The sequence below is a fragment of the Nocardia sp. NPDC004604 genome, from assembly GCF_040609795.1.
Taxonomy (GTDB): domain Bacteria; phylum Actinomycetota; class Actinomycetes; order Mycobacteriales; family Mycobacteriaceae; genus Nocardia.
Genome location: NZ_JBEXLC010000179.1, coordinates 1 through 17,379 on the forward strand (window position 1 = coordinate 1; position 17,379 = coordinate 17,379).

16 protein-coding genes are annotated in these 17,379 nt (G+C 67.4%); 8 read left to right on the top strand and 8 right to left on the bottom strand.

Annotation, left to right across the window (positions count from 1 at the left end):
• The coding region (locus ABZW16_RS38245; protein WP_354961023.1) for an LLM class flavin-dependent oxidoreductase at positions 1-588 on the top strand (588 nt) is incomplete at its 5' end.
• Positions 589-677: 89 nt separating this feature from the next.
• Here ABZW16_RS38245 and ABZW16_RS38250 read toward each other — a convergent pair.
• Entirely contained in the window at positions 678-1,721 is a 1,044-nt protein-coding gene (locus ABZW16_RS38250) for a methylenetetrahydrofolate reductase (RefSeq protein WP_354961024.1), read from the bottom strand.
• Between the two features lie 133 nt (positions 1,722-1,854).
• Here ABZW16_RS38250 and ABZW16_RS38255 point away from each other — a divergent pair, with 133 nt between their 5' ends.
• The 4 genes from ABZW16_RS38255 (at position 1,855) to ABZW16_RS38270 (ending at position 7,396) form a co-directional block, all read left to right on the top strand.
• Positions 1,855-3,042 (top strand): polyprenyl synthetase family protein, encoded by a 1,188-nt coding sequence (locus ABZW16_RS38255; protein ID WP_354961025.1) that lies wholly within the window; start codon positions 1,855-1,857, stop codon positions 3,040-3,042.
• Between the two features lie 23 nt (positions 3,043-3,065).
• Positions 3,066-4,649, top strand: a complete 1,584-nt coding sequence (crtI, locus tag ABZW16_RS38260) for a phytoene desaturase family protein (protein ID WP_354961026.1) — start codon at positions 3,066-3,068, stop codon at positions 4,647-4,649.
• Between the two features lie 201 nt (positions 4,650-4,850).
• On the top strand, positions 4,851-6,434 hold the full coding sequence (locus ABZW16_RS38265; protein ID WP_354961038.1) for an alpha-(1->6)-mannopyranosyltransferase A: 1,584 nt from the start codon (positions 4,851-4,853) through the stop codon (positions 6,432-6,434).
• Positions 6,431-7,396, top strand: coding sequence for a phytoene/squalene synthase family protein (locus ABZW16_RS38270; protein WP_354961027.1), 966 nt, complete (start codon positions 6,431-6,433; stop codon positions 7,394-7,396). The genes ABZW16_RS38265 and ABZW16_RS38270 overlap by 4 nt, the downstream gene beginning before the upstream one ends.
• A 74-nt stretch (positions 7,397-7,470) precedes the next feature.
• On the opposite strand, the gene ABZW16_RS38275 is transcribed toward ABZW16_RS38270, so the two are convergent.
• Positions 7,471-7,839: an Rv2175c family DNA-binding protein gene (locus tag ABZW16_RS38275; protein WP_354961028.1), complete on the bottom strand. Its 369-nt coding sequence runs from the start codon at positions 7,837-7,839 to the stop codon at positions 7,471-7,473.
• A 151-nt stretch (positions 7,840-7,990) separates the two neighbouring features.
• Here ABZW16_RS38275 and pknB point away from each other — a divergent pair, with 151 nt between their 5' ends.
• The gene (gene pknB / locus ABZW16_RS38280) at positions 7,991-9,961 is read left to right on the top strand and encodes a Stk1 family PASTA domain-containing Ser/Thr kinase (protein WP_354961029.1); all 1,971 of its coding nucleotides are present in this window, start codon (positions 7,991-7,993) and stop codon (positions 9,959-9,961) included.
• A gap of 80 nt (positions 9,962-10,041) precedes the next feature.
• Here the strand turns inward: pknB and ABZW16_RS38285 are convergent, their stop codons facing one another.
• Positions 10,042-11,427 carry a class II 3-deoxy-7-phosphoheptulonate synthase gene (locus ABZW16_RS38285; protein WP_354961030.1) on the bottom strand — a complete coding sequence of 462 codons (1,386 nt, stop codon included), beginning with the start codon at positions 11,425-11,427 and terminating at the stop codon, positions 10,042-10,044.
• 107 nt (positions 11,428-11,534) lie between these two features.
• Between ABZW16_RS38285 and ABZW16_RS38290 the strand changes: the two genes are divergently transcribed.
• Positions 11,535-12,044 carry a polyadenylate-specific 3'-exoribonuclease AS gene (locus ABZW16_RS38290; protein WP_354961031.1) on the top strand — a complete coding sequence of 170 codons (510 nt, stop codon included), beginning with the start codon at positions 11,535-11,537 and terminating at the stop codon, positions 12,042-12,044.
• A 68-nt stretch (positions 12,045-12,112) separates the two neighbouring features.
• Here the strand turns inward: ABZW16_RS38290 and ABZW16_RS38295 are convergent, their stop codons facing one another.
• The 4 genes from ABZW16_RS38295 to ABZW16_RS38310 form a co-directional block, all read right to left on the bottom strand.
• Positions 12,113-13,735, bottom strand: coding sequence for a cytochrome bc complex cytochrome b subunit (locus ABZW16_RS38295; RefSeq protein ID WP_354961032.1), 1,623 nt, complete (start codon positions 13,733-13,735; stop codon positions 12,113-12,115).
• Entirely contained in the window at positions 13,732-14,907 is a 1,176-nt protein-coding gene (locus tag ABZW16_RS38300) for a ubiquinol-cytochrome c reductase iron-sulfur subunit (protein WP_354961033.1), read from the bottom strand. The genes ABZW16_RS38295 and ABZW16_RS38300 overlap by 4 nt, the downstream gene beginning before the upstream one ends.
• 23 nt (positions 14,908-14,930) lie before the next feature.
• Positions 14,931-15,713 (bottom strand): cytochrome c, encoded by a 783-nt coding sequence (locus ABZW16_RS38305; RefSeq protein WP_354961034.1) that lies wholly within the window; start codon positions 15,711-15,713, stop codon positions 14,931-14,933.
• 169 nt (positions 15,714-15,882) lie between these two features.
• Positions 15,883-16,494 (bottom strand): heme-copper oxidase subunit III, encoded by a 612-nt coding sequence (locus ABZW16_RS38310; RefSeq protein WP_354961035.1) that lies wholly within the window; start codon positions 16,492-16,494, stop codon positions 15,883-15,885.
• Positions 16,495-16,749: 255 nt separating this feature from the next.
• Here ABZW16_RS38310 and ABZW16_RS38315 point away from each other — a divergent pair, with 255 nt between their 5' ends.
• Positions 16,750-17,175: a ribonuclease E inhibitor RraB gene (locus ABZW16_RS38315; protein ID WP_354961036.1), complete on the top strand. Its 426-nt coding sequence runs from the start codon at positions 16,750-16,752 to the stop codon at positions 17,173-17,175.
• A gap of 21 nt (positions 17,176-17,196) precedes the next feature.
• Here ABZW16_RS38315 and ABZW16_RS38320 read toward each other — a convergent pair.
• Positions 17,197-17,379: hypothetical protein (locus ABZW16_RS38320; protein WP_354961037.1), on the bottom strand; the 183-nt coding region annotated here is incomplete at its 5' end.

Consider the following 17,379-nt stretch of genomic DNA (forward strand, 5'->3'; position numbering starts at 1 on the left):
AACGGCACCTACCGGAGCACCGAAGGCATTGCGCTGCACGCGGTTCCGGGTGAGGGCGCACAGGTCGAGCTGTGGCTGTTCGGCAGTTCGGCCAGCGAGAGCGCCGAACTGGCGGGCGAACTCGGCCTCCCGTTCGCCGCGGCCTACCACGTCTCCCCCGGCACCGCCCTGGACGCGGTGGCTGCCTACCGAGCGGCCTTCCGGCCCTCGGTCGATCTCGCCGAGCCCTATGTGGTGATCTCCGCGGATGTGGTCGTCGCCCCCGATGACGCCCGCGCCCAGCATCTGGCCGCCACCTACGGCCACTGGGTGCACAGCATCCGCAGCGGCACCGGCGCGGCCGACTTCCTCGACCCGGACACCGCCACCCCGCTGACCCCGCAACAGCGCCGTCTGGTCGACGACCGCATCGCCACCCAGTTCGTCGGCAGCCCGCGCACCGTCGTGGAACGCCTGCGGGCCCTGCAACGAGTCACCGGAGCCAACGAACTCCTCGTCACCAGCGTCACCCACCGCCATGAGGACCGTCTCGAATCCCATCGGCTCCTCGCCGACGCCTGGGGTCTACGGTCGGCGCGGGCCGCCTGACCTCATGCCGCAGCCCCGGTCCTCGCGTACCAGGGCTGCGGGATGGGTAAAACCAACTCGTCGGGCGCGCCCAACACCCGACTACCTACCTAGCTGTCGGTCCGCGACGCCACAGGTGCGGCACCAACGACCGGTAAAAGCCCCGGGGCGGCGGTTACGCCATAGCCGAGGTTCGTGAGGACCTCACCGGTGGCCTTGGCGAAGTTCAGTGTGATGAAGTGCAGGCACGGCGCACCCTCATCGATGAGCCGCTGGCCCATCTCCGTGGCGATTTCGATGCCGACCGCACGGACCGCGGCCGCGTTCTCCTCCGGGCCATTGCCCGCGGCCTTGCGCAAACGCTCCACGACCGCGGCGGGAAGCGGACGGCCGCACAGCTCCTCGGCGCGCGCGACGGTGCGCAGGGACGTGACGGGCATCAGCTCCGGGATGATCGGTTTCGCGCCCTCGACCGGATCGAAGGCCGCGAGGCGATCGCGCAGGCGCAGGTAATGTTCGACGTCGAAGAACATCTGGGTGATCGAATACTCCGCGCCCGCACGCAGTTTCGCGGCCAGATACGCGGTGTCGTGCTCGAGATCCGGCGAGCGGTGGTGCCCCTGCGGGAACGAGGCGACGCCGACATGGAAGTCGCCGAGATCACGGACGATGCGGACCAGTTCCTCGGCATAGGCCACACCCTCGGGATGTTTGCGCCATTCGCCGAGCGGATCGCCGGGCGGGTCGCCGCGCAGCACCAGGATATTGCGGATACCCGAATCGGCATACGCGCCGACCAGCGAGCGCAGTTCGGCGACGCTGTGCTCGACGGCGGTCAGATGTGCCACCGGCAGCAGGGTGGTCTCCTGGGCCAGTGCGCCGGTGATCCGCACGGTGCGGTCGCGGGTGCTGCCGCCCGCACCGTAGGTCATCGAGACGAAGGCCGGATGCATGCGCTCGAAGGTGCGCGCGGCCCGCCACAGCCGCGCCTCACCCGCAGCGTCACGCGGCGGATTGAACTCCACCGAGAAGGGCACGGAACCCCCCGAATGGGTCCGCAGACTCTGTACGACCGAGGGTGTTCCAGAGACGATCGGTGGCGTCGGCGACGGTCGGCCAGGGGTCGAACGTCCCCGCACGTTATCGAAAGTCACCGGTCCAGTGTAGTGGTGGCCGGTCACGGCCCTTTCGGGTCGTCGCGACCGAACGCGTATTCTGCGACCAGGCGACACATTCGCCATCGCCGGGCGACACGCGCGACCGCCCGCGCCCGGCACCGAAGCACCTATGGCGCCACGATCCACCGCGCCCCGCACCCGCACGACCTTGGAGGCTCCCCTGTCCGCCGGAACCGGTATCCAGACGCCTCGAAGCACCTCGCCCGCGAACCTACCGCCGACGCCGGGCACTCCCGGATTCGTCGCGGCGGTCGAGGACGCCCTCAAAGCCTTCTTCCTGACCCGGCGCCCCGCCGTCGAGCCGCTCGGTCCGGTCTTCGTCCAGGCTGCCGACGCGCTGGAGCAATTCGTGCTGCGCGGCGGCAAGCGGACCCGACCCGCCTTCGCGTGGACCGGCTGGCTCGGCGCGGGCGGCGACCCCACCGGCCCGGGCGCCGCCGCGGTCCTGAACGCCTGTGCCGCACTCGAATTGGTACAGGCCTGCGCGCTGATCCACGACGACATCATCGACTCATCGCGAACCCGCCGCCGCTTCCCCACCGTGCACGTCGACTTCGAACAGCGCCACCGCGACCGCGGCTGGGCCGGTGATTCCGAACACTTCGGCACCAGTGTCGCCATCCTGATCGGCGATCTGGCGCTGGCCTGGGCCGATGACCTGGTGCACGCCGCCGGACTCGACGCCGCCGCCATCGCCCGGTTCGCGCCGGTCTGGGCGCTGATGCGCACCGAGGTGTTGGGCGGGCAGCTGCTCGATATCCACGGCGAATCGGCGGGCGACGAATCGGTCACGGCGGCGCTGCGCATCAACCGGTACAAGACGGCCGCCTACACCGTGGAACGTCCCCTGCACTTGGGTGCCGCACTCGCGGACGCCGATCCGCGGCTGATCGAGGCATACCACACCTTCGGCACCGATATCGGTATCGCCTTCCAGTTGCGCGACGATCTGCTCGGCGTCTTCGGCGATCCCGCGGTCACCGGCAAACCGTCCGGCGACGACCTGCGCGAGGGCAAGCGCACCGTGCTGGTCGCCGAGGCGCTACAGCGGGCGGACGTCACCGACCGGGCCGCCGCCGCCCTGCTGCGCACCAGCATCGGTACCGATCTGACCGCGGATCAGGTCGAACACCTACGCAGGGTGATCACCGACCTCGGCGCGGTCGATGAGGTGGAGCGCCGCATCACCGAACTCACCGAACAGGGTCTGGCCGCACTGGCGTCCAGTACCGCGACGCCTGCCGCCAAGGAGCGGTTGCGCGCCATGGCCCTGGCCGCGACGAGTCGCACGCACTAGCGACGAATCGCGAGGAGATCTTCATGAAAACCGTTGTGGGACCGACCGATCGCGTCGTGGTGGTGGGCGCCGGCCTCTCCGGGCTCGCCGCGGCGCTGTATCTGACCGGTGCGGGGCGCACCGTCACCCTGCTCGAGCGCGCCGACCATCCGGGCGGCCGAGTCGGGCTGTATCGCGGCCCCGACTACGAAATCGACTCCGGCGCAACGGTACTCACCTTGCCGGAGCTGATCGACGACGCACTCGCGGCCGTCGGCAAGACCCGCGAAACCTGCACCCCGCCGCTGCGCATCCACCAACTCGCCCCGAGCTATCACGCCCGCTTCGCCGACGACTCCACGCTGCGGGTCTTCGCCGATCCCGAGGCGATGGCCATCGAGGTGGCCCGCGGGTGCGGCGATGACGAGGCGCTGCGCTACCGACGGCTGCGGGCCTGGCTGGCGCGGATCTACGAGGCCGAATTCGGCGAGTTCATGGATACGAACTTCGATTCGCCGCTCGATATGGTCCGCTACCCGGCCAAACGCCGAGCACTCGCGACACTCGTTCGCCTGGGCGGATTCGGCAGACTCGGCCCGCGCGTCGGCCGGTTCCTGCGCGATCCACGGCTGGCCCGGGTGTTCACCTTCCAGGCCCTGTACGCGGGCATGGCCCCCGCGAAGGCGCTCGCCGTCTACGGCGCGATCCCACATATGGACACCTCGCTCGGCGTCTACTTCCCCGAAGGCGGTATGCGCGCCATCACCGCCGCGCTCGCCGACGCCTTCACCGCGGCAGGCGGCACGTTGGAGCTGAACACCGAGGTCACCGGTATCGAGTACGTGAACCACCGGGCCAGCAAGGTCCATACCGCCGACGGCCGCGGCTTCGACTGCGACGCCGTGGTTCTCACCGCCGACCTCGGCTCACTCGAACAATTCGGCGTGCGCCGTCGCCGCCGACTGCGCGCCGCCCCGTCGGCCGTCGTCGCACACGGCACCATCCCGGTGGCAATCGCGCAGACCTGGCCGATCCAGGCCCACCACACCATCGATTTCGGCGACGCCTGGGCTCGCACCTTCGACGAGATTGCGGCGCGGCCGGGTCGGGGCCGTCTGATGAGCGACCCATCGCTGCTGCTCACCCGGCCCGCACTCACCGATCCGACCCTCTACATCGACCGCGCAGACGGCAGATACGAACCGTTCTCCCTGCTCGCCCCCTGCCCGAACCTCGATGCCGCACCGCTGGACTGGAACCGGCTCGGCCCCTCCTACCTGCGCGAACTCCTCGACGTCCTGGAAGCGCGTGGCTATCACGGTATCGCCGAACATTTCACCGTCGACCACCTCGACACACCCGGCACCTGGCGCGACCAAGGCATGCTGGCGGGCACACCCTTCTCCGCCGCACATCTGTTCCGGCAGACCGGACCGTTTCGGCCGCGCAATTTCTCCGGCGGCAGCGACAATGTGGTTATCGCTGGTTGTGGCACCACTCCGGGTGTCGGCGTGCCGACCACGCTGCTGTCCGGAAAACTGGCGGCAAACCGGATCACCGGTGCCGCGCGGCCCGCTCGGGATGAATCCCCGAGCACCAGCGGGATAGTGTTCCCGGCAAGCCGATAAACTAACGGCCGACCTGATCACCAGCGGTTGCGACCGCCGACCACACCCCGGGGGGACCGACACCACATGCATCCCCCTGAGACGACGGCTCCCGCGCCCACCGACAACGCAAGCACCGCGACCGAAGCCGAGGCGCGCCCATCGAGCACTCCGGCGCGCCGCGCCACCCGCCCCGCCGCCGAGCCCGGATTCCGCACCTGGATGCGGACCTCCGCGGATTTCGCCCGCAGCCCCGAGGGCCATTCGGCGCTTCTCGGCTTCTTCGGCGCGTTGATGATCACCTTCGGTGGATTCGGGGCCGGTAGCGTCCGCAAACGCGATCCGCTGCTCGAGTCGATGCATCTGTCCTGGCTGCGCTTCGGGCACGGCTATGTGCTGTCGACCATGGTCATCTGGGTCGGGGTGCTGCTGATGATCACCGCGTGGGTGCGGTTGGGCCGCACCACGATCGGATTCGGCGACCGGCCAGATGCCGGAGTCACGCTGAACGAACTGCGCGCGATCGTCGGCATTTGGATCTTCCCGCTGTTGTTCGCGGTGCCGATGTTCAGCCGCGACGCGTATTCGTATCTGGCACAGGGCGCGCTGCTGCGCGACGGCTTCGATCCCTATGTATCCCCGCCGGTCGCCAATCCCGGTGTGCTACTGGACAATGTGAGCCCGGTCTGGACCGCGACGACCGCACCCTACGGCCCGATCTTCCTGCTGCTCGGCCGCGCCATCACCGCGATCACCGGCGATAACGTGGTCGCGGGCACCATCGCGCTGCGGCTGGTCATGCTGCCCGGTCTGGCGCTGATGATGTGGGCGGTGCCGTATCTGACCAAACATCTCGGCGGTAAGCCGACCGTCGCGCTGTGGCTGGCGGTGCTCAATCCGCTGGTGCTGATCCACCTCATCGGCGGCGTGCACAACGAAATGCTCATGGTCGGGCTGATGTGCGCCGGTATCGCGCTGGTGCTCGAGCGCCATCATGTGGCAGGCATCGTGGTCGTCGCGATCGGCGTCGCCATCAAGGCGACCGCGGGCGTCGCGCTGCCGTTCCTGGTGTGGATCTGGATGCTGCACGAACGCGAACGCCGCGCGCTGCAACGCGCCGCGCAATCACCGGGTGTGACCCAGCACGTCGAGGACGCCGCCGAACCCGCGCGACCGAGCGTGGAAGTGCCGCATCCGGCGCTGATGTTCGCCAAGATCGCCGGACTCGGATTGAGCGTCTTCGCGGCGGTGTTCGTGGCCGCCTCGGCCATCGCCGGTGTCGGCATCGGCTGGCTGACCGCGCTCTCGGGCTCGAAGAAGATCATCAACTGGCTCTCGCTGCCGACGATCATGGCGCATATGGTGCGCTGGGTGACGCCGTTCGCAATGGATCCGGTGCTGGTGGTGACCCGCGCGCTCTGTGCGGTGGCCCTCGTCGCCGTGCTGGCCTGGACCTGGTGGCGATTCCGGCACAGCGAGCGCGAAGCGGTCTTCGGCATCCTGATCGCCTTCGTCGCCATCGTCATCCTCTCGCCCGCCGCACTGCCCTGGTACTACTCCTGGCCGCTGGCGCTGGCCGCGGGATTCGCGCTGTCGACCACAACGCTGATGGTGCTGGTCGGACTGTGCACCTGGTTGATGCTGGTCTTCCAGCCGGACGGCTCGATCGGGCTCTACAGCTTCTGGCATGTCACCGCGGCCACCTTCGCTGCCGTGGTGGCGGCGCTGTCGCTGCGGACCGTCGACCCACTGCGATTGCGCGCCACCCCACCGGAGAGCGATCCGGTCGCCGTCACCCGGTCATGACCGAGGTCGAGCTATCCGCCGGTATCGCGCGCGATGCCGAACTGGCCGCGGCGTACCGCGTCTGCCGCGAAATCGCCGCCGCGCACGGCCGCACCTACTTCCTGGCCACCCGACTGCTCGCCGCGCCACGAAGACCCGCCGTGCACGCGCTGTACGCGTTCGCGCGGATCGTCGACGATATCGTCGATCACCCGACGCTCGACGCCGAGCACGGCCCGGCGGGTGAACTGGATCTGGTCGAGAAACAGTTGCGCGTGGCACTGGAGCAAGGCGTGCAAGCGGTGCACGGACCCGCCGAACGCACCAACGTACTGATTGCGCTGGCCGACACCATTCGCCGCTATGACATTGCGCCCCAGCACTTCTGGACCTTCCTGGACTCCATGCGGATGGATGTGCCCGGCACCGCGCACTTCCAGGCCAGCTATGCCACCATGACCGACCTGCGCGAATATATGCGCGGTTCCGCGGCCGCAATCGGATTGCAGCTGCTGCCGGTACTCGGCACGGTCGTACCGGTGGCCGAGGCCGAACCCGCTGCCGCGGCGCTCGGCGAGGCATTCCAGCTCACCAACTTCCTGCGCGATATCGCCGAAGACCTGGACCGCGGCCGTATCTACCTCCCCGCCGACGAACTGGCCGCCTTCGGCGTGCACGCGGACCTACTGGCCCACTGCCGCCGCACCGGACACACCGATCAACGGGTCCGCCGCGCGCTGGCACATCTGATCGCGATCAACCGTGACCTCTATCGCATCGCCAACCCGGGCATCGATCTGCTCGACCCCCGAGTCCGCCCCGCCATCCGCACCGCCAGCACTCTCTACGCGGGCATCCTCGAACGCATCGAGGACGCCGATTACGCGGTTTTCGCGGGGCGCGCGGTGGTCCCCCGCCACCGCAGGCTGCGGATTGCCGCAGCCGAGTTCGCCACCGCAACGCTGCACCGCGCTCGGCTCTGACCCTGCAGGATTACCGTCCGCGCAACCGCCACGGAGCGAGCCTTAGAAGCGACCGCGCCCGCGCGGCCGAATAATCAGAAGGGCTCCGCCGCCGCGCGGCGCAGTACCTCGCGCGCCAGCGGGCCGTGCAATGCGTCGACGGGCTTACCCGGCAGGCTGGCGTCGTCGGTGAAGATCCACTCCAGGATCTCCTCGTCGGTGTACTTGGCGTCTTTCATAACGGTGATCAGGCCCGGCAGCGACTTCACGATCGCACCGGTATCGTCGAAGAATCGCTCGGGCACGCCCGCTACGCCGTCGCGGCGTACCGCGAGCAGCTGATGGTCGCGCAGCATCTGATGCACCCGGGTCACCACGAGCCCGAGTTTGTCGGCCACCTCGGGCAGCGGGATCACCGCCACCGACTCAGGAAGAACATCATCACTGCAAGGAAATGCACTCACGCGGATAACGGTAGACGGTCCCGCGCCGCACGGCGTGAGACACCCGGGCGGCGATCGCCGATACCATCGTGGGCGGGCCGCACGAAGCGGTCGATCGCCTGTCTCGCACTGAGCGAGGGGTGCGAACTTTGTGAAAGCCGGAGGACATCACTTGATCGGGCAAATCCTGGAGGGGCGCTACCGCATCGACGCGCCGATCGCGCGGGGCGGGATGTCGATGGTCTTCCGAGGCGTGGATACCCGGCTGGACCGCCCGGTCGCCATCAAGGTGATGGATCCGAAGTTCGCCGCCGATCCGCAGTTCCTGTCCCGATTCGAATTCGAGGCACGCGCGGTCGCCAAGCTCAAGCACCCATCCCTGGTCGCCGTCTACGACCAGGGCGTGGACGGCGAGCACCCGTTCCTGATCATGGAATTGGTCGAGGGCGGCACGCTGCGTGAACTCTTGCGCGAGCGCGGTCCGATGCCCCCGCACGCGGTGCGCGCGGTCGCCGAGCCGTTGCTGGCCGCGATCGGTGTCGCGCATTCGGCGGGACTGATCCATCGCGATATCAAACCGGAGAATGTGCTGATCTCCGATTCCGGTGAGGTCAAAATCGCCGACTTCGGCCTGGTGCGCGCCGTCGCGGCCGCAAAGACGACCTCGGCGAGCGTGATACTCGGTACCGCGGCCTACCTGGCCCCCGAGCAGGTGACCAGGGGCACCGCAGACTCCCGCAGTGACGTCTACTCCTTCGGCATCCTGATCTTCGAACTGCTCACCGGGCAGGTCCCGTTCACCGGCGACACCTCGCTGTCGGTGGCATATCAGCGCATCGAGAACGATGTGCCGAGCCCGAGCGAATTCATCTCCGGGGTACCGCCGGAGTTCGACGAACTGATCGCGCGCGCCACCAACCGCGAACCCGCACACCGCTTCGCCGACGCGAACGAGATGGCGGCCGAGCTGCATTCGATCGGCGTCGCACTGAGTCTGCCGCCGTATCGGGTCCCAACACCGCAGGATTCGGCCGAACATCTCAGCGCCAGCTACCAGGTCGCGGCGCCGAATCAGCAACAGGCCAGGGCCGCGGCGCCGCCTGTACCGCAGTCGATGCAACACACCAAGGTGGTCACTGCGCCACGGCCCCGGGTCCCCGATTACGGCCCGCCCGACAACTACGGGCCGCCGAACACCTACGGCCCGCGCGATCAGTACCCGCCGTCGCAAACGCCGCAGCCGTCGCCGTTCGCGGACGACCGCATGAAATCGCGCCGCACGGTACTGCTGTGGGTCGCCATCGTCGCGACCCTGACCCTGCTCGTCGGGATCGGTGGCTGGTACCTGGGCTTCGGTCGCTATTCGGCGGTTCCGTCGGTGGCCGGGAAGGATCAGGCCAGCGCGGTCACGGCACTGGAGAACGCGGGCTTCGCCACCGAGCTCCGACAGAAGACCTCCGACACCATTCCGGTCGGCGGCGTGGTCGGCACCGATCCCTCGGCGGGCTCCAAGGTCACCAAGGGGTCGACGGTGGCCGTGCTGATCTCGAGTGGCAAACCGCGGGTGCCCGATATCAAAGCGGGCGACGAGATTTCGAAGGTCAACCAGCTCATCCGCGATGCCGGACTGCAACCGGTGGATTCGGGCGAAACCGGCAGTTCGGCGCCCAAGGGCACCTTGGCCAAGGTGGACCCCGCTCCGGGAACGGTACTCCCGCTGTCCGCGCAGGTGAAGGTGTACCGCAGCAAGGGATCTCAGCCGGTCAAGATGCCCGATGTGCGCGGCAAGACCACCGAGGAAGCCAATAAGGTGCTCACCGCGGCCGGAATCACGGTGCGCGAGACCAGAACTCAGTTCGATCGCACCATCGAGGCGGATAAGGTGATCGGCACCGATCCCGCCGCGGGCACCACGCTCCAGTCCGGTGACGGCGTCACGCTGATCGTCTCCAATGCCGTCAAGGTGCCCCTGCTGATCGGCGAGAGCGTCGGCGATGCCCGCTCGAAGCTGCAGGCCCTCGGCCTGCAGGTGACGGTGCGCCAGCTCACCCCGTCCGACGGCTCCGTCGTGATCGGCCAGAACCCCGGCGGGGGCAGCAATGTCGAGGCGGGCACAACGGTCGCCCTGACCGCCCTACCCTGATCCGGCCAGCTGGTACCCGAAGACGACAGGAGCGCCGCACACTCGGTGCGGTGCTCTGCCCGTCGATCGAAAAACCTTGTTCAGCGCAGCATTTCGGCGACAAGGAAGGCCAGCTCCAGCGACTGCTGAGTATTCAGCCGCGGATCACACGCGGTCTCGTAGCGACCGGACAGATCCATATCGGAGATGTCCTGCGCGCCGCCGAGGCATTCGGTGACGTCCTCGCCGGTCAGCTCGATGTGCAGACCGCCGGGGTGGGTGCCCAGCGCATGGTGCACCTCGAAGAAGCCCTGCACCTCATCGATAATCCGGTCGAAGTGCCGGGTCTTGTAGCCGGTGGAGGCCTCGTGGGTGTTGCCGTGCATGGGGTCGCACTGCCAGATCACCTGGTGCCCGGTCGCCTGCACCTTCTCGATAATGGGCGGCAGCACATCGCGGACCTTGGTGTTGCCCATGCGGGAGACGATGGTCAACCGGCCCGGCTCATTATTGGGATCGAGGCGCTCGACGTACTCCACGGCCTGATCCGGTGTGGTGGTCGGGCCGATCTTCAGGCCGATCGGATTGGCGAGCAGTTCCGCGAAGGCGATATGCGCGCCGTCGAGTTGCCGGGTGCGCTCGCCGATCCACAGGAAGTGCGCGGACAGGTCGTAGAGCACCGGCTCGCCCGCTGGGTTCTCGCCGAGGCGCAGCATGGCGCGCTCGTAGTCGAGCACCAGCGCCTCGTGGCTGGCGTAGATGCGGGCCGACTGCAGGCTGGGGTCGTTCACCCGGCAGGCGGTCATGAAGGCCAGGCCGCGGTCGATCTCTTCGGCCAGCGCCTCATAGCGTGCGCCCGCAGGCGACTTGGCCACGAAATCGCGGTTCCAGTCGTGTACCCGATGCAGATCAGCCATGCCCGCACCGGTCAGCGCGCGCACCAGATTCATCGCCGCACTGGCGTTGGCGTAGGCACGCACCAGCCGCGACGGATCGTGCTCACGCACCTTGGCATCGGCGACCAGCGAGTTCACCATGTCGCCGCGATAGGACTTGAGGCCGAGCGCGTCGGTATCGGAGGACCGCGGCTTCGCGTACTGTCCCGCGATCCGCGCGACCTTGACCACCGGCAGGCTGGCGCCGTAGGTGAGTACAACCGCCATCTGCAGCAGGGTCCGGATATTGCCACGGATATGCGGTTCGGTGTTGTCGGCGAACGTCTCCGCGCAGTCACCGCCCTGCATCAGGAAGGCTTCGCCGCGGGCGACCTCCGCGAGTTGCCCGCGCAACTCCTCCACCTCGGCGGGTACGCAGATCGGCGGCACGCTCTCGAGTACGGTGCGCATCATCGCCGCCTGCTCCGAATCCCACGACGGCTGCTGCAGCGCCGGACGCGCCAGGGCATCGTCCAGCCGCCTACGCAGCTCTGCGGGCAGCGGCGGCAGCTCCGGCAGGCGATCGATCGGTACGTCGACGGTCCAGTTCACCCGTACAGAATACGGACCCACCGGCCTGCGCAGGTACCCGGTATCAGGGGTGGATTATGCCCACCTAGGGTGAATAGCCGGGCATTATCGCCGCACCGCACCGATCTTTGGAGGAGAGACCGATCTCGCTTCGATATTTTTATGACTGCGAATTCATCGAGGACGGTTCGACGATCGACCTCGTATCGATCGGTGTCGTCTGCGAGGACGGCCGCGAATACTATGCGGTCTCAACCGAATTCGATGCCGAGCGGGCGGGCACCTGGGTGCGCCGCTACGTGCTGCCGCAGCTCCCGCGACCGTCCTCGCCGCTGTGGCGCACCCGCGAACAGATCCGCAAGGATCTCTACGAATTCCTGGTTCCGCGCCCCAGCGTCACCCCGGAACTGTGGGCCTGGGTCGCCGCCTACGATCACGTCGCCCTGTGCCAACTCTGGGGTTCCATGGTCGAACTCCCCAACGCCCTGCCTCGTTACACCAACGAGCTGCGCCAGCACTGGGAGGCGCACGGCCGTCCCGAACTCCCCCCGGTTCCCCCGGACGCCCACGACGCCCTCGCCGATGCCCGCCACAACCTCGCGAAATTCGAGGCCATCGAGGCCGCCCGCCGCCGCTGATGCAGCGGAAAGCGAAAGGGCCCCGAGTCGATATTCGACTCGGGGCCCTTCTGCTTTCGAGCTACCGATCAGTGGCCGTGGTTGCCGTTCCGACCGTTCGCCTGCTCCTGGACCCGCTGCAGCACGGCGAGCTGCTTGTGCTCTTCCGCGTGCTCGTCCTCGAAGGCCTGCTCGATCTCGTGGGCGGGGTCGGCGCGCAGGAAGCTACCGGTGCCCGGCTGACCGGCCGAACCCAGCTTGTTCATCTTCTTGGGCACCGTCGCACCCTGGTACTCCAGCGGGATCGGGTGGCCGTGGTCGTCGACCGGGCCGAGCGGCTGGTGCACCTCGATGTACTCACCGTGCGGCAGTCGCTTGATCACACCGGTTTCGATGCCGTGCTCGAGCACCGCGCGGTCACTGCGCTGCAGACCGATGCAGAACCGGTAGGCGATGAAGTACGCGACCGGCGGCACGACCAGCAGGCCGATGCGGCCCATCCAGGTGGTGGCGTTCAACGAGATGTCGAACTTCAGCGCCAGGATGTCGTTGACACACGACAGCGTCAGCACCACGTAGAAACCGATCGACATCGCACCGATCGCCGTGCGCACCGGCACGTCGCGCGGACGCTGCAGCAGGTTGTGGTGCACTTTGTCGCCGGTGAGGCGCTGCTCGATCCACGGGTACAGGATCAGCACCGTGAACACCAGGCCCATGATCAGCGCGACCCAGAACACGGCGGGCACCGTGTAGCGGCCCAGGTACAGCTCCCATGGCGGCATCAGACGCGCCAGACCGTCGGTCCACATCATGTAGAAGTCGGGCTGCGAACCCGCCGACACCTGGGAGGGGTTGTACGGACCCAGGTTCCAGATCGGGTTGATCTGCAGCACACCGGCCAGCATCGCCACGATGCCGAGGGTGAATGCGAAGAACGCGCCCTGGTCGGAGGCGAACACCGGCACGATGCGCGCGCCGATGACATTGTTCTCGGTGCGGCCGGGACCGGGGAACTGCGTGTGCTTCTGGTACCAGACCAGCGCGACGTGCGCGGCGATCAGCGCCAGGATGATGCCGGGGAACAGCAGCACGTGCGCGATGTACAGGCGCGGAATGATGATGTCGCCCGGGAAGTCACCGCCGAAGATCAGCCAGTGCATCCAGGTGCCGATGATCGGGATACTCATCGTGATACCGCCGAACGCGGCCCGCAGACCGGTACCCGAGAGCAGGTCGTCGGGCAGCGAGTAACCGAAGAAGCCCTCGAACATCGCCAGGATCAGCAGCAGGCAGCCGATGACCCAGTTCGCCTCACGCGGCTTGCGGAACGCACCGGTGAAGAAGATGCGGAACAGGTGCACGATGATCGACGCCGCGAACAGCAGTGCGGCCCAGTGGTGCACCTGGCGCACGAACAGACCGCCGCGCACCTCGAAGGTGATGTTCAGCGCCGTCTCGTAGGCCCGCGACATGGTCACACCACGCAGCGGCTGGTAGGCGCCGTTGTAGACGACCTCGCTCATCGACGGATCGAAGAACAGGGTCAGATACACACCCGACAGCAGCAGAATGATGAAGCTGTAGAGCGCGATCTCGCCGAGCAGGAACGACCAGTGGGTCGGAAAGACCTTGTTGATCGACCGCTTCATGAACGCGGCGGCGCGGTACCGCTCGTCCGCGGCGTGGGCTTGGGCTGCAACCCGACTCATGAACGACGCTCCCAGTAGGCCGGTCCGAGCGGCTCGATGAAGTCGCCAGCGGCGACCAGGTAGCCCTCGGAGTTGACGGTGATCGGCAGCTGCGGCAGTGCGCGAGCGGCGGGACCGAAGACCGGCTTAGCCCATTCGGTCGCCAGGAACTGCGACTGGTGGCAGGGGCACAGGATCTTGTTGGTCTGCGACTCGAACAGCGACGTCGGGCAACCGAGGTGGGTGCAGATCTTCGAGTAGGCGAAGTAGTCGCCGTAGTTGAAGCTCTCCTGGCCCTTGCGCTTGATGGCCGACTGCGCGTCTTGGGTACGCAGCCGGATCAGCATGACGGCGTTGCGGATACCGCGCAGCGACTGCAGGGTCGCGTGCTCATCGCCGCGCCACTTCTCCTTCCACGGGAACACCGTCTCCATGGCGCCCGCGTCCAGATCCTCCGGACGCACCAGCATCACGTCCTCCGGACGACCGGTGTCGCGACGGATATAGACCGTCTCGCCCGGGAAGTCCGGGGTCCAGCCCGAGACCCACAGCGGCGACTTGTCGCCCTTGGCCCACGGGTTCTTGATCATGCCGCCGACGAAGACCAGCAGCGCACCGATACCGAGCACGCCGACACCGGCGCCCGCGGTCCGGGTGATCATCTTGCGGCGACCCAGCGTGGAGGTGTCGAGCGCATCCTGCAGCTCGGCGACCAGGGTGCGGCGCTCGACCTCGGGCGATGGACCGTCGTGCCGGACCTGGATGGACAGCTCGGCCGGGATGAACTTCTTGCGGATCAGTACCACCGCGACGCCGATGACCAGCACCGAGATACCGAAGCTGAGGCCGACCAGCGGGGTGAACAGCGAGTAGGCGGCGTGGCCCTCCTCGTTCGTGCCCTTGAACTCCCAGGGCCAGAACAGGAACACCCCGACCAGGACCGCGGCGGCGATACCGGAGACCGCAAACCAGAACGAGACCTGGCGCTCGGCGCGCTTCTCGGCGCGGGTGCCCGGCACCGGGAACCGCTCACGCCGGTAGGCGACGTCGACGCCATCGCGCTCGGTGCCGAGCTTGACCAGCTCGTCGCGAGACATCGCGTCGAGTTCTTCCTCGGTGGGCTCAGCCGGTGTGGAATTCACCTGCTCGTTCGACGGCTCCGCGCCGTCGTGGCCCTCATCCGGCCGACCCATGTCGTTTGGCTCCTTGTTTTCGCTCATGAACGGGATCCGATCCACATCGCGGCACCCACGACGAGCGTGATGCCGACCACCCACATGGCCAGACCCTCGGTCGCGGGACCGAACCCGCCGAGGTCCCAGCCGCCGGGGCTCTTCTCCTCGGTCGCGTTCTTGACGTAGGCGACGATGTCGCGCTTCTCTTCCGGGCTCAGCTGCCGGTCGGAGAACTTCGGCATGTTCTGCGGGCCGGTGAGCATCGCGTCGTAGATCTGCTGCTCACTCGCCGGTTCCAGCGGCGGGGCGAACTTACCGGACGACAGCGCACCGCCGCGGCCGGTGAAGTTGTGGCAGGACGCGCAGTTCATCCGGAACAGCTCCGAACCGCGGGCGATATCGGGACCGCGCAGCGATTCCTGGGCGATCTCGCCGTTGGCGTCGCGCACCACGCTCGGGCCGCCGCCGTTGGATGCGACGTACGCGCTGAGCGCGTCGATCTGGTGGGCGTCGAACTTCGGTGGCTTGCGCTGGGCCTGGGCCTCGTTGCGCGCCATCGGCATGCGACCGGAGGAGACCTGGAAGTAGACGGCGGCCTCGCCGACACCGATCAGGCTCGGACCGCGATCGGGCACACCCTGCAGGTTGGCGCCGTGGCAGGTGATGCAGGAGGTCTCGTAGAGCTGCTTGCCGTCGCGGATCAGCGCGGACTGGTCCTCGTGCGCGGTCGCGACCTGCGGGTCCGGCGTGATCGCGGTGGCAAGGAATCCGGCTCCGACGAGGCCCACCAGCAGCGCAAGCCCGCCCGCGATGCGACGCCGCATGCGGCGCTGCTTACGCGTCCTGCTGGCCTGGCCGGCCGCGACGTCTTGGCGGCTGATCGCCGCGCTAGGGCTGGCGGGCTCTGGCGCTGACGGGGGAGATGAACTCATCTGTGTCCCTTTGGAGTAGACGGAACCGACTTGTGCAAAAGATTTGGGGGTACTGGCCCGCTCAGCGGACGAAGTAGATCGTGGCGAACAGCCCGATCCAGACGATGTCGACGAAGTGCCAGTAGTACGAGACGACGATCGCGGCGGTGGCCTGTGCAGGGGTGAACTTACTGACCTTGGTGCGGACCAGCAGGAACACGAAGGCGATCAGACCGCCGATGACGTGCATACCGTGGAAGCCGGTGGTGATGTAGAACACCGAGCCGTAGGCGCTGCTCGAGATCGAGGTGCCTTCCTTGACCAGGTTGGTGTACTCGTAGCCCTGACCGGCGACGAACAACGCGCCCATGATCAGGGTGACGACGTACCAGCGGCGCAGGCCGAACACATCGCCCTTCTCCGCCGCGAACACACCCATCTGGCAGGTGAACGAGGAGGCGACCAGCACGGTGGTGACCGGCACGGCAAGCTTCAGGTTCAGCTCGGTCGGTTCCGGCGGCCAGTTGCCGTGGGCCTGGGCGCGCGCGACGAAGTACATCGCGAAGAGCCCGGCAAAGAACATCAGCTCGCTGGACAGCCAGATGATGGTACCGACGCTCACCATGTTGGGCCGGTTCAGCGAATGCACACGCTGAGTAATGGCCGATCCTGGGGTCCCTACTGCGGTCGTCACGGGGGTAAGTATGACTCGTCGTAGTACGACACAAGTACCCGGGTGCGAAACTTGTCCTCCCGTGTCGGAAAACGCACGGACAGAGGGGGTCTCGTGTTCGATTTACCGGGCCCGCGACACAGCGTGTCGGCGGCCCCGAAGGTCCACGTCCGAGCAGCAGGGACGCGCTGCATGGTGGGAGTCGGCCGAGCAGCATTGCGCCGTGCGCGAGCATGACAGACGTTGGTAAGTAAAAGCTGAGATCAGGAGGCGGATGTGACGCGGTGGTGGCGACGACTAGTCGGCAGGAACGAACCCGAATCGCTCGATCCGACCCGTTCCGATCTGGTAGTCGTCGCGGAATGCTTCGATGACGCCGAGGCGTGTTCGACGACACTCGCGCGCGCCTCGGCTCTCGATCCCGACGCACCCGCACTGCTGCGCCATCACCTGCGGCTGCCGCCCGAACAGGTCGCTCAGGTGTGCGGCATCGCAGCCCAGGACGGATACGCCGCTGCCCCCCGCACCGTGGATCCGAGTCCGGACGAACTGGAATCGCTGATCCTGCAACGGGTCCAGTTGCTCGACGCGCTGCATTGTTCGCAGGAACGTTCCAGGATGGCCGGTCTCGCACAGCGCCACGACGGCGTCGCGGATGGCTGGGATGCGCTGCAGCCCGGTTCGGCGACCTCGCAGCAGTAATAACGTCTCGCCAACTAGGCTCTAGCGCGACAAACTGGTGCGCGAACCGGTGGTGACGGGAGAAGCGGATATGAGGGAGCGCAGCGACCGAACGATCGGCACAGCCGTGCCCGGCACCCTATCCACCTGACGGATGCCGAGTACGAAAGGTGACCGATGCACGCACAGGACTTGTTGGCGCGACGATTCGAGACGCATCGCGAT